15 protein-coding genes, 6 tRNA genes, 3 rRNA genes and 1 pseudogene are annotated in these 25,728 nt (G+C 53.5%); 2 read left to right on the forward strand and 23 right to left on the reverse strand.

Annotated features, from left to right (window positions below; genetic code table 11):
- Window positions 1–49 precede the first annotated feature (49 nt).
- The 12 genes and pseudogenes from rpoB to ABOC21_RS23940 form a co-directional block, all read right to left on the reverse strand.
- Window positions 50–4,078, reverse strand: a pseudogene (gene rpoB, locus ABOC21_RS23885) (DNA-directed RNA polymerase subunit beta).
- A 320-nt stretch (window positions 4,079–4,398) separates the two neighbouring features.
- Window positions 4,399–4,764, reverse strand: a complete 366-nt coding sequence (gene rplL, locus ABOC21_RS23890) for a 50S ribosomal protein L7/L12 (RefSeq protein ID WP_004118416.1) — start codon at window positions 4,762–4,764, stop codon at window positions 4,399–4,401.
- Window positions 4,765–4,830: 66 nt separating this feature from the next.
- The gene (rplJ, locus tag ABOC21_RS23895) at window positions 4,831–5,328 is read right to left on the reverse strand and encodes a 50S ribosomal protein L10 (protein ID WP_001207203.1); all 498 of its coding nucleotides are present in this window, start codon (window positions 5,326–5,328) and stop codon (window positions 4,831–4,833) included.
- 418 nt (window positions 5,329–5,746) lie between these two features.
- Window positions 5,747–6,451 (reverse strand): 50S ribosomal protein L1, encoded by a 705-nt coding sequence (gene rplA / locus ABOC21_RS23900; protein WP_426813519.1) that lies wholly within the window; start codon window positions 6,449–6,451, stop codon window positions 5,747–5,749.
- A 3-nt stretch (window positions 6,452–6,454) separates the two neighbouring features.
- On the reverse strand, window positions 6,455–6,883 hold the full coding sequence (gene rplK, locus ABOC21_RS23905; protein WP_041143538.1) for a 50S ribosomal protein L11: 429 nt from the start codon (window positions 6,881–6,883) through the stop codon (window positions 6,455–6,457).
- 156 nt (window positions 6,884–7,039) lie between these two features.
- The gene (gene nusG / locus ABOC21_RS23910) at window positions 7,040–7,585 is read right to left on the reverse strand and encodes a transcription termination/antitermination protein NusG (protein WP_002438628.1); all 546 of its coding nucleotides are present in this window, start codon (window positions 7,583–7,585) and stop codon (window positions 7,040–7,042) included.
- 1 nt (window position 7,586) lies between these two features.
- The gene (gene secE / locus ABOC21_RS23915) at window positions 7,587–7,970 is read right to left on the reverse strand and encodes a preprotein translocase subunit SecE (RefSeq protein ID WP_041143536.1); all 384 of its coding nucleotides are present in this window, start codon (window positions 7,968–7,970) and stop codon (window positions 7,587–7,589) included.
- A 228-nt stretch (window positions 7,971–8,198) separates the two neighbouring features.
- On the reverse strand, window positions 8,199–9,383 hold the full coding sequence (tuf, locus tag ABOC21_RS23920; protein WP_047663733.1) for an elongation factor Tu: 1,185 nt from the start codon (window positions 9,381–9,383) through the stop codon (window positions 8,199–8,201).
- Window positions 9,384–9,498: 115 nt separating this feature from the next.
- Window positions 9,499–9,574, reverse strand: a tRNA-Thr gene (locus tag ABOC21_RS23925).
- A gap of 5 nt (window positions 9,575–9,579) precedes the next feature.
- A tRNA-Gly gene (locus ABOC21_RS23930) sits at window positions 9,580–9,654 on the reverse strand.
- Between the two features lie 120 nt (window positions 9,655–9,774).
- Window positions 9,775–9,859, reverse strand: a tRNA-Tyr gene (locus tag ABOC21_RS23935).
- A gap of 10 nt (window positions 9,860–9,869) precedes the next feature.
- Window positions 9,870–9,945: transfer RNA gene (locus tag ABOC21_RS23940), tRNA-Thr, on the reverse strand.
- Window positions 9,946–10,463: 518 nt separating this feature from the next.
- On the opposite strand from ABOC21_RS23940, the gene coaA reads away from it, so the two are divergent.
- Window positions 10,464–11,414, forward strand: coding sequence for a type I pantothenate kinase (gene coaA, locus ABOC21_RS23945; protein ID WP_426813520.1), 951 nt, complete (start codon window positions 10,464–10,466; stop codon window positions 11,412–11,414).
- A 26-nt stretch (window positions 11,415–11,440) separates the two neighbouring features.
- Here coaA and birA read toward each other — a convergent pair whose 3' ends face one another.
- From birA to pepQ, 11 genes are all read right to left on the reverse strand, one after another.
- Window positions 11,441–12,403 carry a bifunctional biotin--[acetyl-CoA-carboxylase] ligase/biotin operon repressor BirA gene (gene birA / locus ABOC21_RS23950; RefSeq protein ID WP_426813521.1) on the reverse strand — a complete coding sequence of 321 codons (963 nt, stop codon included), beginning with the start codon at window positions 12,401–12,403 and terminating at the stop codon, window positions 11,441–11,443.
- Window positions 12,400–13,428 (reverse strand): UDP-N-acetylmuramate dehydrogenase, encoded by a 1,029-nt coding sequence (gene murB, locus ABOC21_RS23955; protein WP_426813522.1) that lies wholly within the window; start codon window positions 13,426–13,428, stop codon window positions 12,400–12,402. The genes birA and murB overlap by 4 nt, the downstream gene beginning before the upstream one ends.
- A gap of 362 nt (window positions 13,429–13,790) precedes the next feature.
- Window positions 13,791–13,906, reverse strand: a 5S ribosomal RNA gene (gene rrf, locus ABOC21_RS23960).
- 90 nt (window positions 13,907–13,996) lie between these two features.
- A 23S ribosomal RNA gene (locus tag ABOC21_RS23965) occupies window positions 13,997–16,903 on the reverse strand.
- Between the two features lie 176 nt (window positions 16,904–17,079).
- Window positions 17,080–17,156, reverse strand: a tRNA-Ala gene (locus ABOC21_RS23970).
- A 111-nt stretch (window positions 17,157–17,267) separates the two neighbouring features.
- A tRNA-Ile gene (locus ABOC21_RS23975) sits at window positions 17,268–17,344 on the reverse strand.
- A gap of 71 nt (window positions 17,345–17,415) precedes the next feature.
- A 16S ribosomal RNA gene (locus ABOC21_RS23980) occupies window positions 17,416–18,955 on the reverse strand.
- The 16S, 23S and 5S rRNA genes sit together here with 2 tRNA genes alongside, the layout of an rRNA operon.
- A 403-nt stretch (window positions 18,956–19,358) precedes the next feature.
- The gene (gene hemG / locus ABOC21_RS23985; RefSeq protein WP_426813523.1) at window positions 19,359–19,892 is read right to left on the reverse strand and encodes a menaquinone-dependent protoporphyrinogen IX dehydrogenase; all 534 of its coding nucleotides are present in this window, start codon (window positions 19,890–19,892) and stop codon (window positions 19,359–19,361) included.
- An 11-nt stretch (window positions 19,893–19,903) separates the two neighbouring features.
- Window positions 19,904–21,355, reverse strand: coding sequence for a Trk system potassium transporter TrkH (gene trkH / locus ABOC21_RS23990; RefSeq protein WP_426813524.1), 1,452 nt, complete (start codon window positions 21,353–21,355; stop codon window positions 19,904–19,906).
- 40 nt (window positions 21,356–21,395) lie between these two features.
- Complete coding sequence (locus ABOC21_RS23995; protein WP_426813525.1) at window positions 21,396–22,010, reverse strand: IMPACT family protein; 615 nt, start codon at window positions 22,008–22,010, stop codon at window positions 21,396–21,398.
- Window positions 22,010–23,341 (reverse strand): Xaa-Pro dipeptidase, encoded by a 1,332-nt coding sequence (pepQ, locus tag ABOC21_RS24000; protein ID WP_426813526.1) that lies wholly within the window; start codon window positions 23,339–23,341, stop codon window positions 22,010–22,012. The genes ABOC21_RS23995 and pepQ overlap by 1 nt, the downstream gene beginning before the upstream one ends.
- A gap of 192 nt (window positions 23,342–23,533) precedes the next feature.
- Between pepQ and fadB the strand changes: the two genes are divergently transcribed.
- On the forward strand, window positions 23,534–25,723 hold the full coding sequence (gene fadB / locus ABOC21_RS24005; RefSeq protein WP_426813527.1) for a fatty acid oxidation complex subunit alpha FadB: 2,190 nt from the start codon (window positions 23,534–23,536) through the stop codon (window positions 25,721–25,723).
- Window positions 25,724–25,728 lie beyond the last annotated feature (5 nt).

Raw genomic sequence — 25,728 nt, forward strand, 5'->3', positions numbered from 1 at the left:
ATCTGGCACCGGGTATGACCCCGGCACCAGTGACCTGTTTGAGCGAGAGTTACTCGTCTTCCAGTTCGATGTTGATGCCCAGCGAGCGAATCTCTTTCAACAGTACGTTGAAGGATTCCGGCATGCCCGGTTCCATCTGATGGTTGCCGTCCACGATGTTTTTATACATCTTGGTACGACCGTTAACGTCATCAGATTTAACGGTGAGCATTTCCTGCAGGGTGTATGCTGCGCCGTATGCTTCCAGCGCCCACACTTCCATCTCACCGAAGCGCTGGCCACCGAACTGAGCCTTACCACCCAGCGGCTGCTGAGTAACCAGGCTGTAAGAACCGGTAGAACGCGCATGCATCTTGTCATCAACCAGGTGGTTCAGTTTCAGCATGTACATATAGCCGACGGTAACCTGGCGCTCGAACTGCTCGCCGGTACGACCGTCAAACAGGGTAATCTGACCGGAAGTCGGCAGGCCACCCAACTGTAACAGTTCCTTGATTTCAGACTCTTTCGCACCGTCGAATACCGGCGTTGCGATCGGCATACCTTTTTTCAGGTTTTCAGCAAGACGCAGAACTTCATCATCGGTGAAGGTATTCAGATCGACCTTCTGACGAACGTCTGTACCCAGATCGTACGCTTTCTGGATGAATTCGCGCAGTTTGGCGACTTCCTGCTGCTGTTTCAGCATGGCGTTGATTTTCTCGCCGATGCCTTTCGCAGCCATACCCAGGTGGGTTTCCAGAATCTGACCGATGTTCATACGAGACGGTACGCCCAGCGGGTTCAGTACGATGTCTACCGGCGTGCCGTTTTCATCGTAAGGCATATCTTCGATCGGGTTGATCTTAGAGATAACACCCTTGTTACCGTGACGACCCGCCATTTTATCACCAGGCTGAATCTGACGTTTAACGGCCAGATACACTTTAACAATCTTCAGCACGCCCGGTGCCAGATCGTCGCCCTGGGTAATTTTACGGCGTTTCGCTTCGAGTTTTTTCTCGAACTCGTGTTTCAGTTCGTCGTACTGCTCAGCCAGTGCTCCAGCTGATTTTGTTTCTCTTCGTCGGCCAGGCCCAGTTCCAGCCAGCGGTCGCGCGGCAGCTTGTCGAGCTTCTCAGCTTCAACGCCGCCGGAGACCAGCACCGCGTAGATACGACCAAACAGGCCAGCTTCGAAGATCTGCAGTTCTTCAGACAGGTCTTTTTTCGCCTGCTTCAGTCTGCATTTCTTCGATTTCCAGCGCGCGTTTGTCTTTCTCAACGCCGTCGCGGGTAAAGACCTGAACGTCGATAACGGTACCCGATACGCCGTTCGGTACGCGCAGAGAAGAGTCTTTAACGTCAGACGCTTTCTCACCGAAGATCGCACGCAGCAGTTTCTCTTCTGGCGTCAGCTGGGTTTCACCTTTCGGCGTTACCTTACCAACCAGAATGTCGCCGCCGGTCACTTCTGCACCGATGTAAACGATACCGGATTCGTCCAGTTTGGAGAGCGCAGCTTCACCCACGTTCGGGATATCAGCGGTGATCTCTTCCGGCCCCAGCTTGGTGTCACGGGACACGCACGCCAGTTCCTGGATGTGAATCGTGGTGAAACGATCTTCCTGAACCACACGCTCGGAGACGAGGATGGAGTCTTCGAAGTTGTAGCCGTTCCACGGCATGAACGCTACGCGCATGTTCTGACCGAGAGCCAGTTCACCGAGGTCGGTGGACGGACCGTCTGCCAGCACGTCGCCGCGCTCAATTGGCTCACCCAGGGACACGCAAGGCATCTGGTTGATGCAGGTGTTCTGGTTAGAACGGGTGTACTTGGTCAGGTTATAGATGTCGATGCCGGCTTCGCCCGGGTACATCTCATCATCGTTAACTTTGATAACGATACGGGATGCATCCACGTACTGAACGGTACCGCCACGTTTAGCAACCGCAGTAACACCGGAGTCAACGGCAACAGCACGTTCCATACCGGTACCAACCAGCGGCTTATCAGCGCGCAGAGTCGGAACCGCCTGACGTTGCATGTTCGCACCCATCAATGCACGGTTGGCGTCATCGTGTTCCAGGAACGGGATCAGGGACGCACCGACGGAAACCACCTGCTGGGTGGATACGTCCATGTAGTCAACCTGGTCGCGGCTGAACAAGCTGGATTCGCCTTTGCTACGGCAGGTTACCAGGTCTTCTTCAAAGTGGCCTTCGTCATCCAGGTTGGAGTTCGCCTGAGCGATGACGTAGTTACCTTCTTCGATAGCAGAGAGGTAATGAATTTCGTCGGTGACAACGCCGTTGGTCACTTTACGATACGGAGTCTCGAGGAAGCCGTATTCGTTAGTCTGTGCATACACGGACAGGGAGTTGATCAGACCGATGTTCGGGCCTTCAGGCGTTTCGATTGGGCATACGCGACCGTAGTGGGTCGGGTGTACGTCTCGAACTTCAAAGCCTGCGCGCTCACGGGTCAGACCGCCTGGGCCGAGGGCAGAGATACGACGTTTGTGCGTAATCTCGGACAGCGGGTTGTTCTGGTCCATAAACTGAGACAGCTGGCTGGAACCGAAGAACTCTTTCACTGCTGCAGAAATCGGCTTGGCGTTGATCATATCCTGAGGCATCAGGGTATCCAGATCGCCCAAGGACAGACGCTCTTTAACCGCACGCTCTACGCGAACCAGGCCAACGCGGAACTGGTTTTCCGCCATTTCGCCAACGGAACGGATACGACGGTTGCCGAGGTGGTCGATATCATCGACTTCGCCAATACCGTTACGGATACCGATGAGCTTCTTCATCACTTCAATGATGTCGTCTTTGCTCAGGATACCGGAACCTTCGATTTCGTCACGCAGCAGAGAACGGTTGAACTTCATACGACCAACCGCGGACAGATCGTAGCGGTCTTCGGAGAAGAACAGGTTCTCAAACAGGTTTTCAGCCGCTTCGCGAGTCGGCGGCTCACCCGGGCGCATCATGCGGTAGATTTCTACCAGCGCGCTCAGGCGATCGTTGGTCGGGTCGACGCGTACGGTTTCAGAGATGTACGCCCCGTGATCGAGATCGTTGGTGAACAGAGTTTCAATGCGCTTATGACCGGACTGGCTCAGTTTGGCCAGCAGATCGAGGCTCAGCTCCATGTTCGCCGGGCAGATCAGTTCGCCGGTCGCGGTATCGACATAGTCTTTAGCCGCAACTTTACCCGCGATATATTCAACCGGAACTTCGATAAGCTTAATATCGTCTTTTTCCAGCTGGCGGATATGGCGAGCGGTAATACGACGACCTTTCTCGACGTAGATCTTACCGTTAGCTTCGATGTCGAAGGACGCGGTTTCACCACGCAGACGCTCCGGAACCAGCTCCATCTGCAGCTTGTTGTCGCGAATTTCAAAGACCACTTTTTCGAAGAACAGGTCAAGGATCTGCTCAGTGGTGTAATTCAGCGCGCGCAGGATGATAGTTGCCGGCAGCTTACGACGACGGTCGATACGGACAAACAGGTTGTCTTTCGGATCGAATTCGAAGTCCAGCCAGGAACCGCGGTAAGGGATGATACGTGCGTTATACAGGACCTTACCGGAGGAGTGAGTCTTACCTTTGTCACTGTCAAAGAAGACGCCCGGGCTACGGTGCAGCTGAGAAACGATAACACGCTCAGTACCGTTGATAACAAAGGTACCGTTGTCGGTCATGAGCGGGATTTCGCCCATGTAGACTTCTTGTTCTTTGATGTCTTTAACGGTGCCTTCCGGCGCTTCACGCTCGTAGATCACCAGGCGCAGTTTTACGCGCAGCGGTGCCGAATAGGTCACGCCGCGGATCTGGCACTCTTTAACATCAAATACAGGCTCACCCAGACGGTAGCTGACGTATTGCAGCTCGGAGTTACCGCTGTAGCTTTTAATCGGGAACACGGAACGGAAGGCTGCTTCCAGACCATATTGCCCTTCAGGATCTTGCTCGATAAACTTCTGGAACGAATCAAGCTGGATAGAAAGGAGATAAGGTATGTCCAGAACCTGCGGACGTTTACCAAAATCCTTACGAATACGTTTTTTCTCGGTATAGGAGTAAACCATAGGGTTCCTCAGCTCGCTGACAAGTCGACCCGTCTGCCTCAGAAAGGCAGTTTTTTATGCAACACTATTTTGTGGACCGGAAAATGGAACACTTTCCGCAATACCTGTTGCTATCACGCTTAAATCATTTCGTCGCGATTTACACAGAGCGAGCACCCTGTCGCAGTATATTAAGTCGTCGATAGAAACATGCATTGTCAGGACAACCAGCAGTCAAACAGTGTGAAATGCTACTGGCGCCTTACAGCGCAAAAAGGCTGGTGACTAAAAAGTCACCAGCCATCAGCCTGATTACTCAGGCTGCAACCGGAAAGGTTGGCTTATTTAACTTCAACTTCAGCGCCAGCTTCTTCCAGAGATTTTTTCAGTGCTTCTGCGTCATCTTTGCTGATGCCTTCTTTCAGGGCAGCAGGTGCAGATTCTACCAGGTCTTTAGCTTCTTTCAGACCCAGGCCAGTTGCGCTACGTACTGCTTTGATTACAGCAACTTTGTTAGCGCCAGCAGCTTTCAGAATTACGTCGAATTCAGTTTTTTCTTCAGCAGCTTCAGCCGGGCCAGCAGCTACAGCTACAGCAGCAGCAGCGGAAACACCGAATTTTTCTTCCATTGCAGAGATCAGCTCAACAACGTCCATTACGGACATAGCGGATACTGCTTCAATGATTTGATCTTTAGTGATAGACATTTAAATTGTTCCTGAATATCAGAATAAGTTTATACGTAAGCGAGTGCTTTATAAAGACAACTGCAATTAAGCAGCTTCTTTCGCATCGCGTACAGCAGCCAGAGTGCGAACCAGTTTGCCAGCCGAAGCTTCTTTCATGGTTGCCATCAGGCGTGCAATTGCTTCTTCGTAGGTCGGCAGAGTTGCCAGGCGGTCGATTTGCGACGCCGGGATCAGCTCGCCTTCAAAGGCTGCGGCTTTAACCTCAAATTTTGCATTCGCTTTCGCGAACTCTTTGAACAGACGAGCGGCAGCGCCCGGGTGTTCCATAGAGTATGCAATCAGGGTCGGACCAACAAACGTGTCTTTCAGGCACTCGAACTGAGTACCTTCAACGACGCGGCGCAGCAGGGTGTTGCGGACAACACGCATGTAAACGCCAGCTTCACGACCTGCTTTACGCAGTTCAGTCATTTTATCTACAGTAACGCCACGGGAATCCGCAACTACTGCAGACAGCGCGCCTTTGGCTACTTCGCTGACTTCAGCAACAATCGCTTGTTTGTCTTGAAGATTTAAAGCCATTAGCTTTGCTCCTGGATGTTTGCCAGAGCTCATGCTCTGGGAACTCACTTCACCCTACTCAACGAATAGAGCGTCTTAATACGGTGAGCAGAAACAAGCCAGAGTATCCAAAAATAATCTTAGCGTTCTGTCACCGTCTACGCAGGGCATTAAGTTTCTTGCGAAACACCTGCGGTCTTCGACGGAGGCCTAGATAGGCCAGGCTCCAACGAACAAATTCTTTCTATGTCTTCGTTCTTCGAACCACAGCTGCGTTAGCTGCTTTCGCTCACACCGGTCACGTAGTTAACTACGCTCCCGGCGATTCACTCAATTGCCGCCTTGCTGCAATTCGAATAACTCGCATAGTCTCTGTTTATTTCAACAGAATCGTGGGGGTAGAATTGTAGACAAATCCACCGCCCACGTAAAGCTAATCTTAGTTCGCAGAAGCGCTCAGACCAGCTTGATCAACGGCAACGCCAGCACCCATGGTAGTGGAGAGGCTAACTTTCTTGATGAAAACGCCTTTCGCCTGAGTCGGTTTTGCTTTTTTCAGCGCAACCAGCAGGGCTTCCAGGTTTTCTTTCAGTTTGTCAGCGTCAAAGTCCACTTTACCGATGGTGGTGTGGATAATGCCGTTTTTGTCGTTACGATAGCGAACCTGACCTGCTTTAGCGTTCTTAACAGCTTCAGCAACGTTCGGAGTAACGGTACCCACTTTCGGGTTTGGCATCAGGCCACGCGGACCCAGAACCTGGCCCAGCTGACCAACAACGCGCATTGCATCCGGGGAAGCAATAACAACGTCGAAGTTCATTTCGCCTTTTTTGATCAGGTCTGCCAGATCTTCCATACCTACCAGCTCGGCGCCTGCAGCTTTAGCAGCTTCAGCGTTCGGGCCCTGGGTAAATACGGCTACGCGAACGGAACGGCCAGTGCCGTGCGGCAGTACTGTTGCGCCACGGACGTTCTGGTCAGATTTACGAGCGTCGATGCCGAGGTTAACGGCAACGTCTACGCTTTCGGTAAATTTAGCGGTAGCCAGCTCTTTCAGCAGAGCAATGGCTTCGTTGATGTCGTACTGTTTAGTCGCATCAACTTTGTCACGGATCACGCGCATACGCTTGGTCAGTTTAGCCATTTCTTAATCCTCTACTACCAGGCCCATGGAACGTGCAGTACCTTCAATGGAGCGAGTCATCGCTTCAATGTCAGAACCAGTCATGTCGGCAGCTTTGGTCTGCGCGATTTCCTGCAGCTGAGCGCGGGAAATTTTACCTACTTTATCTTTGTTCGGCTTACCGGAACCGGACTTGATGCCTGCAGCTTTCTTCAGCAGAACGGCAGCCGGCGGGGTCTTGGTAACAAAGGTAAAGGAACGGTCAGCGTAAACGGTAATAACAACCGGAGTCGGCAGACCTTTTTCCAGGGATTCTGTTTTGGCGTTGAACGCTTTACAGAATTCCATGATGTTCACACCCTGCTGACCCAGAGCTGGACCAACCGGCGGGCTCGGGTTTGCCATACCAGCTGCAACCTGCAGCTTGACGTAGGCTTGTACTTTCTTAGCCATTTAAATTTCCTCGTTTGGGTATAGCGCCTTTAGAAAAGGCTCCCCGTTATCAATATCGTTTTACGGACACCAGGCCCATAAAAACAAAAGGCGCGAAATTATATGTCAATTCCGCGCCTCATGCAACGATTAAATCGCTGCTTTTTTGATCGCCGCTTAGGCTTTTTCTACCTGAGCAAAGTCCAGCTCGACCGGAGTCGCACGGCCAAAGATCGAAACAGAAACCTTCAGGCGGGACTTCTCGTAGTCAACTTCTTCAACAACACCGTTGAAGTCAGCAAACGGACCATCGCTGACGCGGACCATTTCGCCCGGTTCGAACAGCGTTTTAGGACGCGGCTTATCGCCAACCTGCTGAAGACGGTTCATGATCGCGTCAACTTCTTTGTCGCTGATTGGCGCAGGACGGTCGGATGTACCGCCGATAAAGCCCATAACGCGCGGTACGCTGCGCACCAGGTGCCAGCTTGCGTCGTTCATCACCATCTGGACCAGAACGTAACCCGGGAAGAATTTGCGCTCGCTCTTACGGCGCTGGCCACCACGAATTTCGACCACTTCTTCGGTCGGAACCATGACTTCGCCAAACAACTCTTCCATATTGTGCAATTTGATATGTTCACGCAACGAGGTAGCTACGCGACCTTCAAAACCGGAAAACGCCTGAACGACGTACCAACGTTTTTTAGGAGCTTCAGACATCTCAGAACCTCAGGCCAGTGATAAAGGATACCAGGCGAACCAGAATACCATCCAGTCCCCACAGGATCAGTGACATTACCGCAGTTACCGCGGCAACGATCAGCGTGGTGTGCAACGTTTCCTGGCGAGTTGGCCAGATTACCTTGCGGACTTCGGTTCTCGCTTCACGGGCGAAAGCTACGGTCGCCTTACCTTTTGTGGTTAACAGCGCGACGCCACCGGCAGCGGCGATCAGAATCACCACGGCCAGCGCACGCACCGCCAGCATAATGTCACGATAAAGGAAGTTGCCTACGATGGCCACAATCAGCAGCACGGCAACGATCGTCCACTTCATCGCTTCCAGGCCGCGCCCGCTCCCTTGAGCTTCGGTATTCGCACTCATAAACCAACCTGTCACAAGAATTCAGACAAATAATTTTGCCCCGCAGGAGCGAGGCAACCAAACCGAAATGCTCTGCTGCGTTTCGGATTTAACGCCCTCTACAGAGCCTGTCTCAGCAATGATTATGACAAAAAAATCACTGATGAGCCAGGTTCTGGTTCGAAAGCGTGCAAAAAGGGCATCAAATGATGCCCTTTTATTGCGCATTGCGTCAAATGTTATCAGCGATTAGCTGAGAACTTTAGCAACAACACCCGCGCCAACGGTACGACCGCCTTCACGGATTGCGAAACGCAGACCGTCGTCCATCGCGATCGGGTGGATCAGGGTAACAACCATTTTGATGTTGTCGCCCGGCATTACCATCTCTACGCCTTCCGGCAGTTCGATGGTGCCAGTCACGTCAGTTGTACGGAAGTAGAACTGCGGACGGTAGCCTTTGAAGAACGGAGTATGACGGCCGCCTTCGTCTTTGGACAGAATGTACACTTCAGATTCGAATTTGGTGTGCGGCTTGATAGAACCCGGCTTAGCCAGTACCTGACCACGTTCGATTTCTTCACGTTTGATACCACGCAGCAGAACGCCAACGTTCTCACCCGCACGGCCTTCGTCCAGCAGTTTGCGGAACATTTCAACGCCGGTACAGGTCGATTTCGCGGTGTCTTTGATACCAACGATTTCAACTTCTTCGCCAACTTTGATGATACCGCGCTCTACACGACCGGTAACAACAGTACCACGACCGGAGATGGAGAATACGTCTTCGATCGGCAGCAGGAACGGCTTGTCGATAGCACGTTCTGGTTCCGGGATGTAAGAATCCAGGTAGCCTGCCAGTTCGATGATTTTCGCTTCCCAGTCGGCTTCGCCTTCCAGCGCTTTCAGCGCGGAACCACGAACGATCGGGGTGTCGTCGCCCGGGAAGTCGTACTGAGACAGCAGCTCACGCACTTCCATCTCAACCAGTTCCAGCAGCTCTTCGTCATCAACCATGTCGCATTTGTTCAGGAACACGATGATGTACGGAACGCCTACCTGACGACCCAGCAGGATGTGCTCACGAGTCTGCGGCATCGGGCCGTCAGTCGCAGCAACAACCAGGATCGCGCCATCCATCTGCGCAGCACCGGTGATCATGTTTTTAACATAGTCGGCGTGGCCCGGGCAGTCTACGTGAGCGTAGTGGCGAGTCGGGGTGTCATATTCAACGTGAGAAGTGTTGATGGTGATACCACGAGCTTTTTCTTCCGGCGCGTTATCGATCTGGTCGAATGCACGAGCAGAACCACCGTAGGTTTTAGCCAGAACGGTAGTGATTGCAGCAGTCAGCGTTGTTTTACCATGGTCAACGTGGCCGATAGTACCGACGTTAACGTGCGGTTTTGTACGTTCAAACTTTTCTTTAGACATCGATTGTCCCTCTAAGACACGGATAAATCGGTGATATCACCACATCAACCAGGCAACATGCCCGACTTGTTGAATGCAATAAATAGAGAGAAACAGGGAAGGAGAGATAAAGAAGTGGTGCTGATACCCAGAGTCGAACTGGGGACCTCACCCTTACCAAGGGTGCGCTCTACCAACTGAGCCATATCAGCACGTCTGGAGCGGGCAGCGGGAATCGAACCCGCATCATCAGCTTGGAAGGCTGAGGTAATAGCCATTATACGATGCCCGCATCCTGAAACTCGGCTACCCAGTTCTTTCTATAACAAAAAAAAGAGAGTTATCTCTTTTTTTTGTTTGAGCTGATTAGCTTAACCAATCAACTCTGGCTTCGCAAAGCGTTGCCGAAAGATGGTGGTGGGGGAAGGATTCGAACCTTCGAAGTCGATGACGGCAGATTTACAGTCTGCTCCCTTTGGCCGCTCGGGAACCCCACCAGGCACTTGATGGTGCCGACTACCGGAATCGAACTGGTGACCTACTGATTACAAGTCAGTTGCTCTACCTACTGAGCTAAGTCGGCATCAAGTAGCGCGCATTTTAGGGAGACCTGCGGATTCATGCAACTAAAAAATTGCATAAATCGTTCTATCGCTCATATTTTGCTCTCAAACACCAAAAAACGGTGTAATTTCAATCGACGAAGCGCAAAAAAACGCCATTCCTCTCGCAATATTTCCATTCAAAGCCCGCTGCGGATGGCCAGGGTCGCCTTTTGGTACGACGGCATAACTTTCGCCGCCCCCCGGCACGATAAAGTTGCTTTGTGCTCTGCTACATATGGGTAGCTGATTGGCCTGACCGGTTCGTCGACTCCATCAGCATGCGTTTACCGCCCCTGCCGTTTGCGCCAGTATCAGCTTTGACGACCATTTATTGCCAAATTTCACTCTTGTGATGTTGGCGTGAGAAAGCATCATCCAATGCGTTTTTTTCTTATTATTCCCTGCAATCTGGTGTTACCCTCCTGCCCATTGTCCTGATTAACTTATGTGAAGCATCTCCGCCGGTCTTTAATTTGGCGATGGTAAGAAAATGCTTATGAGCAAAAAAGAGCAAACGTTAATGACACCGTATCTACAATTTAACCGCAACCAATGGGCTGCGCTTCGTGATTCCGTTCCGATGACGCTAACTGAGGAAGAGATCACGCGGTTAAAAGGCATCAACGAAGATCTTTCTCTGGAAGAAGTCGCGGAAATTTATTTGCCGCTGTCGCGTTTGCTTAACTTCTATATCAGTTCCAACCTGCGCCGTCAGGCCGTGCTGGAACAGTTCCTTGGTACCAACGGTCAGCGTATCCCTTATATCATCAGCATCGCCGGAAGCGTCGCGGTAGGGAAAAGTACAACCGCCCGCGTGCTGCAGGCGCTCCTTAGCCGCTGGCCAGAGCATCGGCATGTTGAATTGATCACCACCGATGGCTTCCTGCATCCTAATGCCGTGCTGAAAGAACGCGGCCTGATGAAGAAAAAGGGCTTCCCGCAGTCTTATGATATGCATCGGCTGGTCAAGTTCGTCTCCGATCTGAAATCAGGCATCGCCAACGCTAAGGCCCCGGTCTATTCACACCTGATTTATGATGTTATTCCCGATGGTGATAAGACGGTTTCCCAGCCGGACATTTTGATTCTTGAAGGATTGAATGTTTTACAAAGCGGGATGGATTATCCACACGATCCCCATCATGTGTTTGTTTCTGATTTTGTTGATTTTTCGATATACGTTGATGCGCCGGAAGAGATGCTGCGAAACTGGTATATCAATCGTTTTCTAAAATTCCGCGAAGGCGCGTTTACCGATCCCGATTCATATTTCCATAATTATGCCAGGCTCTCTAAAGATGAGGCTATCAATATAGCCACCTCGTTATGGAATGAGATTAACTTAATGAATCTTAAAGAAAATATACTACCAACCCGGGAAAGAGCAAGCCTGATAATGACCAAGAGTGCAAACCATTCGGTCAATCAGGTCCGTTTGCGGAAATAAAAAAGGGAGCCTCGGCTCCCTGTTATTTATTCGGCGCTACGCAGAGATATTTCACCGCCCACCCAGGGCTTAATCACCCCATCTTGCTCAAGTAATAAGGCTCCCTGGGTATCGATGCCGCGGGAGATCCCGAAGATTTCTTTGTCTCCGATAATAAGCTTAACCGGACGATTGAGGAAATTATCTAATTTCTCCCAGCGCGACAAATAAGGAGCCAGCCCTTCCTGTTCAAAGAGCTGCAGGCCCGCCCGGAGTTCTTTAATCAGGCGCGCGGCCAGCGCATTACGATCGATTGAGATCCCGGCTTCCTGCAGGCTAATCCAGCCCTGATTGACAACATCAGACTCCACGCGCCGCATCGCCAGATTGATCCCTGCGCCGCTCACTATCTGCGCCGCATCGCCCGTTTTTCCCGTCATTTCCACCAGGATGCCGGACAGCTTGCGGTCCTCAAGGTACAGATCGTTTGGCCACTTCACGCGAACCTTATCGGCGCCGAGGCTCTGCAGTACCTCAGCGATGACAATGCCAATCACCAGGCTCAAGCCTACCGCTGCGGCAGGTCCCTGCTCCAGTCGCCAGTACATGGAAAGATAGAGATTCGCACCGAATGGCGAGAACCACTTGCGCCCGCGGCGCCCGCGCCCAGCCTGCTGATACTCCGCAACGCATGCATCGCCAGACTGCAGCTCGTTAAGCCTGTCCAATAAATACTGGTTTGTGGAATCAATAACCGACAGCACGGTGACACGACCCTGCTCGCTCTGCCCGACAATCCGCTCTTCATTGAGCAGTTGAACCGGTTCCGGAAGGCTGTAACCTTTACCTGGAACGGTAAAGACATCAACTCCCCAGTCGCGCAGCGTCTGAATATGCTTGTTGATTGCGGCCCGGCTCATTCCCAGACGCTCACCCAGCTGCTCTCCGGAATGAAACTCGCCATCCGCCAGAATAGATATTAGAGTCAGGGGAATGGTATTGTCCCTCATGCAATCGCCTCCTCAGCGTTAACTTCACCGGTTGCGCCAATAAAGCGGACCTCGGGCTGCAGCCAGACGTTGAACATCTCGCCAACCCGCTGGCGGACGTAGTGAGCAAGCTCGATCACATCATCGCTGGAGGCATGGTGATCGTTGATTAATACCAGCGCCTGCTGGCGATGTACTGCCGCGCCGCCGATGGTTTTCCCCTTGAGCTGGCATTGATCGATAAGCCAGCCCGCAGCCAGCTTGATACTGCCGTCCGCCTGCGGGTAGTGCGGTGCATTTGGGAAAGCGGCCAGCAGTTGCTGCCCTTTCTCCGCGCTAATTACCGGGTTTTTAAAAAAGCTGCCGGCGTTGCCATTAACCTTTGGATCGGGAAGCTTGCTCATCCGCATGTGGCAAACGGCATTAAATACCTGTCGAGGCGTCACGGTATTTGGGTCAAGACGAACTAAATCGCCGTAAGTCAGCACCGGCTGCCAGACTTTAGGTAACCTCAGGCCAACGGCGACGATGGCATAGCGATCCTGATACTCATGTTTGAAGATACTATCCCGGTAGCCAAAACGACATTCGCTGGCGGAAAGCCGCTGCTTGTGTCCGGTTGCCAGCTCAATACAGTCGACATACAGGCAGACGCGCTGCAGTTCGACGCCATAAGCACCGATATTTTGAATGGGCGAAGAGCCGGCGCAGCCGGGAATTAAGGCCAGGTTTTCCAGGCCCGGCATTTCATTATCTAGCGTAAACTGCACCAGATGGTGCCAGTTCTCCCCTGCCCCAACGTGTAGATGCCAGGCATCAGCCATTTCTGTGACCTCAATCCCCAGGATGCGGTTGATAATGACCGTACCAGAATAGTCCTTTAGAAAGAGCACGTTACTTCCTTCCCCGAGGATTAAGACCGGCTGTTCCTCTGCGGTGGCATCCTGCCAGGCAGACAGTAGCTGCTGTTCATTTTCGGCGCGCACAATTGCTTTGGCGGTACGATCGATGCCAAAGGTATTCCAGGGTTTAAGGGAGTGATTCATAGTGGCTTCCTGATGCAAAATCTGCACTAGTTTACCGTATATGTCAGGGGAAGGCTTGTTTGGTTTGATTACTGGTCGGCGGATATTCCCGGATCGCGGCGCGCAGCGCCCGTGCCGGGCGGTGTCCGGCCGTTTTTCCTGAACCGCAGACAACAAAAAACCCCATGCCTGCGCATGAGGTTTCTTTGTTTGATGCCTGGCCGTTGTATGCCGGACCTCCTGCCCGCCACCCTCCGGGCAGCACTCCGTGCTGTGCAAATTCGTTCCCGACGAATTTGTCCTCCTCAGGAGAGCGCTTACCGACAAACAACACATAACACAAAAGGCCCGGTCTTTCGACTGAGCCTTTCGTTTTATTTGATGCCTGGCAGTTCCCTACTCTCACATGGGGAGACCCCACACTACCATCGGCGCTACGGCGTTTCACTTCTGAGTTCGGCATGGGGTCAGGTGGGACCACCGCGCTAGTGCCGCCAGGCAAATTCTGTTTGCCAACACGCCATAAGGCCTGTCAGCTAATCTGTATCAAGCTGATTATCGTCTCACGCCAAAACAGCTTCGGCGTTGTAAGGTTAAGCCTCACGGTTCATTAGTATCGGTTAGCTCAACGTATCGCTACGCTTACACACCCGACCTATCAACGTCGTCGTCTTCAACGTTCCTTCAGGACTCTCAGGGAGTCAGGGAGAACTCATCTCGGGGCAAGTTTCGTGCTTAGATGCTTTCAGCACTTATCTTTTCCGCATTTAGCTACCGGGCAATGCCATTGGCATGACAACCCGAACACCAGTGATGCGTCCACTCCGGTCCTCTCGTACTAGGAGCAGCCCCCCTCAATTCTCCAGCGCCCACGGCAGATAGGGACCGAACTGTCTCACGACGTTCTAAACCCAGCTCGCGTACCACTTTAAACGGCGAACAGCCGTACCCTTGGGACCTACTTCAGCCCCAGGATGTGATGAGCCGACATCGAGGTGCCAAACACCGCCGTCGATATGAACTCTTGGGCGGTATCAGCCTGTTATCCCCGGAGTACCTTTTATCCGTTGAGCGATGGCCCTTCCATTCAGAACCACCGGATCACTATGACCTGCTTTCGCACCTGCTCGCGCCGTCACGCTCGCAGTCAAGCTAGCTTATGCCATTGCACTAACCTCCTGATGTCCGACCAGGATTAGCTAACCTTCGTGCTCCTCCGTTACTCTTTGGGAGGAGACCGCCCCAGTCAAACTACCCACCAGACACTGTCCGCAACCCCGATCAGGGGCCCACGTTAGAACACCAGCCATTAAAGGGTGGTATTTCAAGGATGGCTCCACGCAGACTGGCGTCCACGCTTCAAAGCCTCCCACCTATCCTACACATCAAGGACCAGTGTTCAGTGTCAAGCTATAGTAAAGGTTCACGGGGTCTTTCCGTCTTGCCGCGGGTACACTGCATCTTCACAGCGAGTTCAATTTCACTGAGTCTCGGGTGGAGACAGCCTGGCCATCATTACGCCATTCGTGCAGGTCGGAACTTACCCGACAAGGAATTTCGCTACCTTAGGACCGTTATAGTTACGGCCGCCGTTTACCGGGGCTTCGATCAAGAGCTTCTCCTTACGGATAACCCCATCAATTAACCTTCCGGCACCGGGCAGGCGTCACACCGTATACGTCCACTTTCGTGTTTGCACAGTGCTGTGTTTTTAATAAACAGTTGCAGCCAGCTGGTATCTTCGACTGACTTCAGCTCCACGAGCACGTCGCTTCACTTACCATCAGCGTGCCTTCTCCCGAAGTTACGGCACCATTTTGCCTAGTTCCTTCACCCGAGTTCTCTCAAGCGCCTTGGTATTCTCTACCTGACCACCTGTGTCGGTTTGGGGTACGATTCGTTGTTACCTGATGCTTAGAGGCTTTTCCTGGAAGCAGGGCATTTGTTACTTCAGCACCGTAGTGCCTCGTCGTCACACCTCAGCGTTAAAAGGTTCCGGATTTACCTGGAGCCTCCGCCTACATGCTTAAACCGGGACAACCGTCGCCCGGCTAACATAGCCTTCTCCGTCCCCCCTTCGCAGTAACACCGAGTACAGGAATATTAACCTGTTTCCCATCGACTACGCCTTTCGGCCTCGCCTTAGGGGTCGACTCACCCTGCCCCGATTAACGTTGGACAGGAACCCTTGGTCTTCCGGCGAGCGGGCTTTTCACCCGCTTTATCGTTACTTATGTCAGCATTCGCACTTCTGATACCTCCAGCAACCCTCACAGGCCACCTTCAACGGCTTACAGAACGCTCCCCTACCCAACAACGCATAAGCGTCGCTGCCGCAGCTTCGGTGCATGGTTTAGCCCCGTTACATCTTCCGCGCAGGCCGACTCGACCAGTGAGCTATTACGCTTTCTTTAAATGATGGCTGCTTCTAAGCCAACATCCTGGCTGTCTGGGCCTTCCCACATCGTTTCCCACTTAACCATGACTTTGGGACCTTAGCTGGCGGTCTGGGTTGTTTCCCTCTTCACGACGGACGTTAGCACCCGCCGTGTGTCTCCCGTGATAACATTCTTCGGTATTCGTAGTTTGCATCGGGTTGGTAAGTCGGGATGACCCCCTAGCCGAAACAGTGCTCTACCCCCGAAGATGAGTTCACGAGGCGCTACCTAAATAGCTTTCGGGGAGAACCAGCTATCTCCCGGTTTGATTGGCCTTTCACCCCCAGCCACAAGTCATCCGCTAATTTTTCAACATTAGTCGGTTCGGTCCTCCAGTTAGTGTTACCCAACCTTCAACCTGCCCATGGCTAGATCACCGGGTTTCGGGTCTATACCCTGCAACTTAACGCCCAGTTAAGACTCGGTTTCCCTGCGGCTCCCCTATTCGGTTAACCTTGCTACAGAATATAAGTCGCTGACCCATTATACAAAAGGTACGCAGTCACACCCCGAAGGGTGCTCCCACTGCTTGTACGTACACGGTTTCAGGTTCTTTTTCACTCCCCTCGCCGGGGTTCTTTTCGCCTTTCCCTCACGGTACTGGTTCACTATCGGTCAGTCAGGAGTATTTAGCCTTGGAGGATGGTCCCCCCATATTCAGACAGGATACCACGTGTCCCGCCCTACTCTTCGAACTCACAGAATGTGCATTTTAGTGTACGGGAGTATCACCCTGTACCCTGCGACTTTCCAGACGCTTCCACTAACACACAAACTGATTCAGGTTCTGGGCTGCTCCCCGTTCGCTCGCCGCTACTGGGGGAATCTCGGTTGATTTCTTTTCCTCGGGGTACTTAGATGTTTCAGTTCCCCCGGTTCGCTTCGTTAAGCTATGTATTCACTTAACGATAGTGCAACGAATTGCACTGGGTTTCCCCATTCGGAAATCGCCGGTTATAACGGTTCATATCACCTTACCGACGCTTATCGCAGATTAGCACGTCCTTCATCGCCTCTGACTGCCAGGGCATCCACCGTGTACGCTTAGTCGCTTAACCTCACAACCCGAAGCTGTTTCGTAAAACAGTCGCGTTGCGAAAATTTGAGAGACTCGAACACACTCAAAGTGTGTCGTTTCAATTTTCAGCTTGATCCAGATTTTTAAAGAGCAAAACTTCGCAGTGCACCTTTTCAGGAACACTCGGAAGTTTTCTTGTTTTGAGCAGTAAAAGGATGGTGGAGCTATGCGGGATCGAACCGCAGACCTCCTGCGTGCAAGGCAGGCGCTCTCCCAGCTCGAGCTATAACCCCATCGTAATTGCTAATCTCCCGTACCGGTAATTCAGACTGAGACAAGGCGTGGAAGGACGAAGCATACTGAAGTATGCGAGTCGTTTCACAACGCAGTATTCAGGATGAATTTGGTAGGCCTGAGTGGACTTGAACCACCGACCTCACCCTTATCAGGGGTGCGCTCTAACCACCTGAGCTACAAGCCTGCAGAGATTTTTTACTGCTTATTTTTCATCAGACAATCTGTGTGAGCACTACAAAGGCAGGTTCTTTCAGGTAAGGAGGTGATCCAACCGCAGGTTCCCCTACGGTTACCTTGTTACGACTTCACCCCAGTCATGAATCACAAAGTGGTAAGCGCCCTCCCGAAGGTTAAGCTACCTACTTCTTTTGCAACCCACTCCCATGGTGTGACGGGCGGTGTGTACAAGGCCCGGGAACGTATTCACCGTGGCATTCTGATCCACGATTACTAGCGATTCCGACTTCACGGAGTCGAGTTGCAGACTCCGATCCGGACTACGACATACTTTATGAGGTCCGCTTGCTCTCGCGAGGTCGCTTCTCTTTGTATATGCCATTGTAGCACGTGTGTAGCCCTGGTCGTAAGGGCCATGATGACTTGACGTCATCCCCACCTTCCTCCAGTTTATCACTGGCAGTCTCCTTTGAGTTCCCGGCCGGACCGCTGGCAACAAAGGATAAGGGTTGCGCTCGTTGCGGGACTTAACCCAACATTTCACAACACGAGCTGACGACAGCCATGCAGCACCTGTCTCACGGTTCCCGAAGGCACTAAAGCATCTCTGCTGAATTCCGTGGATGTCAAGACCAGGTAAGGTTCTTCGCGTTGCATCGAATTAAACCACATGCTCCACCGCTTGTGCGGGCCCCCGTCAATTCATTTGAGTTTTAACCTTGCGGCCGTACTCCCCAGGCGGTCGACTTAACGCGTTAGCTCCGGAAGCCACTCCTCAAGGGAACAACCTCCAAGTCGACATCGTTTACAGCGTGGACTACCAGGGTATCTAATCCTGTTTGCTCCCCACGCTTTCGCACCTGAGCGTCAGTCTTTGTCCAGGGGGCCGCCTTCGCCACCGGTATTCCTCCAGATCTCTACGCATTTCACCGCTACACCTGGAATTCTACCCCCCTCTACAAGACTCAAGCCTGCCAGTTTCAAATGCAGTTCCCAGGTTGAGCCCGGGGATTTCACATCTGACTTAACAGACCGCCTGCGTGCGCTTTACGCCCAGTAATTCCGATTAACGCTTGCACCCTCCGTATTACCGCGGCTGCTGGCACGGAGTTAGCCGGTGCTTCTTCTGCGAGTAACGTCAATTGCTGAGGTTATTAACCTCAACACCTTCCTCCTCGCTGAAAGTACTTTACAACCCGAAGGCCTTCTTCATACACGCGGCATGGCTGCATCAGGCTTGCGCCCATTGTGCAATATTCCCCACTGCTGCCTCCCGTAGGAGTCTGGACCGTGTCTCAGTTCCAGTGTGGCTGGTCATCCTCTCAGACCAGCTAGGGATCGTCGCCTAGGTGAGCCATTACCTCACCTACAAGCTAATCCCATCTGGGCACATCTGATGGCATGAGGCCCGAAGGTCCCCCACTTTGGTCTTGCGACGTTATGCGGTATTAGCTACCGTTTCCAGTAGTTATCCCCCTCCATCAGGCAGTTTCCCAGACATTACTCACCCGTCCGCCACTCGTCACCCGAGAGCAAGCTCTCTGTGCTACCGTTCGACTTGCATGTGTTAGGCCTGCCGCCAGCGTTCAATCTGAGCCATGATCAAACTCTTCAATTTAAGTTTGATGCTCGTGAATTAAACTTCGTAATGAATTACGTATGTTCACTCAGAGACTTGGTATTCATTTTTCGTCCGAAGACGTTAAGAATCCATGTCACTTTGAGTGCCCACACAGATTGTCTGATAAATTGTTAAAGAGCAGGTGCGACGCGCTTTAGCGCTCTGTCGCGAGGTCCCGTATATTACGTTTTCCTCATTCAGAGTCAAGCGTTTATTTTGCTTTTCTCCGTCGGCTTTCGCGGCTGATATTCAGCGCTGAAGCCTGCTGACCCGGCGGCATGTTGGCCGTTGTTCCGTGTCAGTGGAGGCGCATTATAGGGAGTTCTCCGACGTTGACAAGCCCTGTTTGCAAAAAACTTTTCAACCGCTCGATTTACCATCACCACGGCGATTTTATCCGCTATTTGCTGCTCATTTGTGCGATCTCTCGCGCAAAATTAGCGACCTGCTGCCAGTCGGTATAGACCACTTCTTTACTGGTATCCGTTTCACCGCCGGTCATCTTCATAATCAGGCGGATCATCATCCGGTCGTACCAGCTGTAGCGCGGGTAGCGCAGCGCACCGGCAAACACCGCGCTATGCTGCGGCTGCCACGGCGAGCTGAGCAGGAACTTGCGCGTATAGCTATTGGTTTGCGGGGTACGCTTCTCAGGTTTACGCGCGACGAGGTTAACCGAAAAAAATGCTCCGGGCAGCGCGTTCAGCGATTGCAGGTGCTTCTTCACAAAGCGGTCAACCGCAGGATGGAAGTGGCCGTAGCGAATGGACGCCCCAATCACCACGCGATCGTAGTCGTGCCACGCAACCGCATCGGCGCGGTTAAGGTTGAGGGTGTCCGCATCAACGCCCAGCTCTTTCAGCTCGGATGCCAGAAAGGAGGCAATTTCACGCGTCTGCCCGTCACGGGTGGAAAATAGAATCAACGTTTTCACAAATACTCCAGCTATTCACGCCAGAAAGTGGGGGTAAACAGCACCAACAGGGTGAATACTTCCAGACGACCAAACAGCATATTAGCAATCAGGATCCATTTGGCGATCGGATTCATCGTCGCAAAGTTATCCGCTACTACGCCAAGCCCCGGTCCCAGGTTGTTTAAGGTTGCGACGACCGAAGCAAATGCGGAGAAGTCATCGACGCCGGTAGCAATAATCGCCAGCATACTAATGATAAATACCAGCGCATAGGCGGAGAAGAATCCCCATACGGCTTCAAGGATACGTTCCGGCAGAGCGCGACTGCCCAGCTTAATGCTGTATACCGCATTCGGATGTACCAGCCGTTTGAGCTCGCGGTTCCCCTGCTTAAAGAGTAGCAGGATACGAATAACCTTCAGCCCCCCGCCCGTCGAGCCGGCACAGCCACCGATAAATGCCGAGCATAGCAGCAGCACCGGGAGGAACAGCGGCCAGCGCGCAATGCTATCGGTCGTGAAACCCGCCGTCGTGGCCATTGAGACAACCTGGAAGAATGCCTGGTTCAACGTGGTTAACGCTGAGCTATAGACATCATGCAGCCACAGCACCAGCGTGCAAATCACCACCAGCGTCAGCTGTACGCCAATAAACATGCGGAATTCCGGGTCACGCCAGTACACCTTCAGGCTTCGGCCGCTGAGTAATGAAAAGTGCAGGCCATAGTTACAGCCGGAGATCAGCAGGAACACCGCAATAATCGAGTTAATCGTCGGGCTGTTAAAGTAGCCGACGCTGGCGTCATGGGTGGAGAAGCCGCCAATGGCGATGGTCGAAAAGCTATGGCCGATGGCGTCAAAGGCCGGCATCCCGGCAAACCACAGCGCCAGCGCGCAGGCGACGGTCAGCAGGACGTAGATAAGCCACAGCGTTTTTGCCGTTTCGGCAATTCGCGGGCGCATCTTGTTATCCTTCAGCGGCCCGGGCATCTCCGCCCGGTACAGCTGCATCCCACCGACGCCGAGTATCGGCAGTATTGCGACCGCCAGGACGATGATCCCCATACCGCCAAACCACTGCAGCATCTGACGATAGAAGAGAATGGCGTGAGGCAGCGAGTCGAGGCCGACCAAGGTGGTCGCGCCCGTGGTGGTGAGGCCAGAGAAGGATTCAAAAAACGCATCGGTGACCGTCAGGTTTGGCTGCTCGGCGAAGACAAACGGTAGCGCACCGACGCTGCCCAGCACGGTCCAGAAGAGGACAACGATCAGAAAGCCCTCGCGGGATTTCAGCTCCCCCTTTTCCCGGCGGTTCGGCCACCATAATAGAGAGCCAATAGCTAAAGCGACGAAAAAGGTCTGGGTAAACGCCCGCCCGGCACCATCACGGTATATCAGGGCCACTAATCCCGGAAGGATCATAGTCCCCGAAAATAAAATGACCAGCAGTCCAACGATTCGGGTAATCGCGCGAAAATGCATCTCTGGCGCTTCCTTTGATATGCAAAAAATCAGGTGGGGATTATTCGTCAATCTTCAGTAATTGCAACGAGCCACGGCTAAAATCAGCCAGTTTTGCTGAAAATGACGCCACTTCAGCTTGAGGAAGCGCAACACGCAGCTGGACGAACGCCTGATATTCGCTTTCGACAATGTGCCCTGCGAACTGGGTCAACAGCGCTTCAACACCGGCTAATTGCCCGTATTCACACTGCAAAGTATATGCGGTCAGCGGCGTCTTGCGCTGCGTTGTTAGTTGGGCAAGCGCCTGGTGTACGCCACCGCCGTAGGCCTTCACCAGGCCACCGGTGCCCAGCAGAATACCGCCGTAGTAGCGCACTACGACGGCGGTTATCTCACCGATGCCGCTGCCCATAAGCTGCGCCAGCATCGGTTTACCCGCCGTTCCCGCCGGTTCGCCATCGTCGGAGAAACCCAGCAGCTGTGAATCATTCGGCGGCCCGGCCACCCACGCCACGCAGTGGTGGCGAGCGTCCGGGTGATCCGCTCTCACTGATTCAACAAACGCCTTTGCCGCCATTACGCCATCGGTATGCGCCAGTAGCGTAATAAAACGGCTCTTCTTAATCTCTTCAACAAAGCTCACCGGCGCGGCCGGGATCAACCAGCTGTCCATCAGGCCAGTTTCAGGTCACGCGTCATATTTTCGACACTGTTCTCATGGATAACGACGTTATCTTCGATACGAATGCCGCCAAACGGCTTCAGCGCTTCAATTTTCTGCCAGTTGAAGTGCTTGCTGAACTGCCCTTCACGCCACGGAGCCAGCAGAGATTCAATAAAGTAGATACCCGGCTCGATGGTCAGCACCATACGCGGCTGGATCACGCGCGTGCAGCGCAGGTACGGATATTTAGCTGGCGCCGGCAGATGGGTACCGGAATCATCCTGCATAAAGCCGGCAACATCATGCACCTGCAGGCCCAGCGGGTGGCCGATGCCGTGAGGCATAAACGGCCCGGTAAGGTCGTTTTCGACCATCTCCTCTTCGCTCATGTTGGTGACGATCTGATGTTTGCGCAGCAGCTTAGCAATGCGCTCATGGAACTGGACGTGATAGTCCACGTAGCTGGTTCCGACTTGTAGCGTGCTTATCAGCGCCAGCTGCTCGTCATTAACATCCTTAATCAACTGGGCAAAGTCGTTATCGCCGTGCGCGGCCCAGGTACGCGTGAGATCCGCCGCATAGCCGTTATATTCCGCCCCGGCATCGAGCAGGAAGCTGCGCGCTTCTGCCGGCGCGCGGTGATCCAGTTTGGTGTAGTGCAGCACCGAGGCGTGCTCATTGATGGCAACGATGTTGCTGTACGGTACATCGGTATCGCGGTGGCCGGTCGCGGTTAGATAGGCTTGGTTGATATCGAACTCGCTCATCCCGGAAAGGAAGGACTCATACGCCGCCCGATGGCCGTTGACCGCTGATTTCTGCGCTTCGCGCATGCAGGCCAGCTCGTAATCCGTTTTATAGGAGCGGTAGAAGTGCAGATAGTCGATAACCCCTTGCGGGTTGATTTTATCCGCGGCGATCTCTAACCCCAGCGCACGCTCGGGGACCGGTCCGATATAGCCAATGTTGCCGCGTGCCGCCGGGAGCTGGCTGCCGATACCGTCCGCCTTCGGCAGAGCGATCACCTCCACCTCTTCGGTCCAGAAGGAAGTCGGCAGCGGCTCAACGTTATGCCAGTAATCAACCGGCAGGTAGAACCACAGCTTTGGCTTATTGACGCCATCCACCAGCAGCCAGCAGTTAGGAACCTGCGTGACGGGCACCCACGCTTTAAACTGCGGATTGACCTTGAACGGGTACGGATGATCGTCAAGGAAGACGTTAACCAGCTCGCCGGAGTGGATCAGTAAGGCATCGAGCTTAAAACGAGATAAAACATCACGGGTACGTTCTTGTAGGGTAGCAATATGGTTTTTATAGAGCGCAGCTAGTGATTCCATCTTTTTATCCTTTGATTTTATTAGATCGTGACTCTCCGCATCTTAGCACATCGGCTTCCGGCAGGGCGATTTCCAGCGGATGTGATCCGACCAGCATTTATTTAAAGACTTGTTTGCAATTCTTTAACATAAATCCCACACTCCGTCTCATCTGGTACGACCAGATCATATTGCTGGATTCAGGAGACTGACATGCTCTACAAAGGCGACAACCTGTACCTCGACTGGCTGGAAGATGGCATTGCCGAACTGGTGTTCGATGCCCCCGGCTCGGTTAACAAGCTCGATACCGCAACCGTAGCCAGCCTCGGCGATGCGCTGGACGTGCTCGAAAAGCAAAAAGATCTTAAAGGGCTGCTGCTGCGCTCTGACAAAGCGGCCTTTATCGTCGGTGCCGACATAACCGAATTTCTCTCCCTGTTCCTGGTCCCGCAGGAGCAGCTAAGTCAATGGCTGCATTTCGCTAATAGCGTTTTCAACCGCCTCGAAGATCTACCGGTCCCCACCGTTGCAGCCATCAACGGCTACGCGCTGGGCGGCGGCTGCGAGTGCGTACTGGCAACGGATTATCGTCTGGCCACGCCGGACCTGCGCATCGGTCTGCCGGAAACTAAGCTGGGCATTATGCCGGGCTTCGGCGGTTCAGTCCGTATGCCGCGCCTGCTCGGCGCCGATAGCGCGCTGGAAATTATCGCCGCCGGCAAAGACGTCGGCGCGGATCAGGCGCTGAAAATCGGCCTCGTCGACGGCATCGTCAAGCCGGAGAAGCTGCGCAACGGCGCCCTCAGCATCTTACGCCAGGCCATTAGCGGCGATCTCGACTGGCAGGCGAAGCGTCAGCCGAAGCTGGAGCCGCTGAAGCTCAGCAAAATCGAAGCGGCCATGAGCTTCACCATTGCGAAAGGCATGGTCGCTCAGACCGCCGGGAAACACTATCCAGCGCCGATGACCGCCGTCAAAACCATTGAAGCCGCCGCGCGACTCGGCCGCGATGAGGCCCTGAAGCTGGAAAACCAAAGCTTCGTCCCGCTGGCGCACACCAAAGAAGCCCGCGCGCTGGTCGGCATCTTCCTCAACGATCAGTACGTCAAAGGCAAAGCGAAGAAGCTGACCAAAAACGTTGAAACGCCGAAACAGGCCGCCGTGCTGGGCGCCGGAATTATGGGCGGCGGCATCGCCTATCAGTCTGCCTGGAAAGGCGTGCCGGTCATTATGAAGGATATTAACGACAAATCGCTGACGCTCGGCATGAACGAAGCCGCCAAGCTGCTAAACAAGCAGCTGGAGCGCGGCAAAATTGACGGCCTGAAGCTGGCAGGCGTCATCGGCACCATTCACCCGACGCTGGACTACTCCGGCTTTGAGCGCGTGGACGTGGTCGTTGAAGCCGTTGTCGAAAACCCGAAAGTGAAGAAAGCGGTGTTGGCGGAGACCGAAGGTAAAGTGCGCCCGGACACGGTGCTGGCCTCCAATACCTCGACGATCCCGATCGGTGAACTGGCAAGCGTGCTGCAGCGTCCGGAAAACTTCTGCGGCATGCACTTCTTTAACCCGGTACACCGCATGCCGCTGGTGGAAGTGATTCGCGGCGAAAAAACCTCGGACGAGACGATTGCCAAAGTGGTGGCCTGGGCCAGCAAGATGGGCAAAACGCCGATCGTGGTTAACGACTGCCCCGGCTTCTTCGTTAACCGCGTGCTGTTCCCCTACTTCGCCGGCTTCAGCCAGCTGCTGCGCGACGGCGCGGACTTCCGCAAGGTCGATAAGGTCATGGAGAAGCTGTTCGGCTGGCCGATGGGCCCGGCGTACCTGCTCGACGTGGTCGGCATCGATACCGCCCACCACGCCCAGGCGGTGATGGCCGCCGGTTTCCCGCAGCGCATGCAGAAAGATTATCGCGATGCGATTGACGCCCTGTTCGACGCCAGCCGCTTCGGCCAGAAAAACGGCCTTGGCTTCTGGCGCTATACCCAGGACAGCAAAGGCAAACCGAAGAAAGAAGAGGACGCGGCCGTTGACGGCCTGCTGGCAGACGTAAGCCAGCCGAAGCGCGACTTCAGCGCTGAAGAAATTATCGCCCGCATGATGATCCCGATGGTCAACGAGGTGGTGCGTTGCCTGGAAGAAGACATTATCGCCAGCCCGGCGGAAGCGGATATGGCGCTGGTTTATGGCCTCGGCTTCCCTCCGTTCCACGGCGGCGCCTTCCGCTGGTTGGACACCCTGGGTAGCGCAAAATATCTCGATATGGCGCAGCAGTATCAGCACCTCGGCCCGCTGTATGAGGTGCCGGAAGGTCTGCGCAACAAAGCGCGCCATAACGAACCCTATTACCCCCCGGTTGAACCTGCCCGCCCGGTAGGCAAGCTGAAAACGGCTTAAGGAGT

The sequence above is a fragment of the Klebsiella sp. WOUb02 genome (assembly GCF_050058015.1).
In the GTDB taxonomy this organism is placed as follows: domain Bacteria; phylum Pseudomonadota; class Gammaproteobacteria; order Enterobacterales; family Enterobacteriaceae; genus Klebsiella.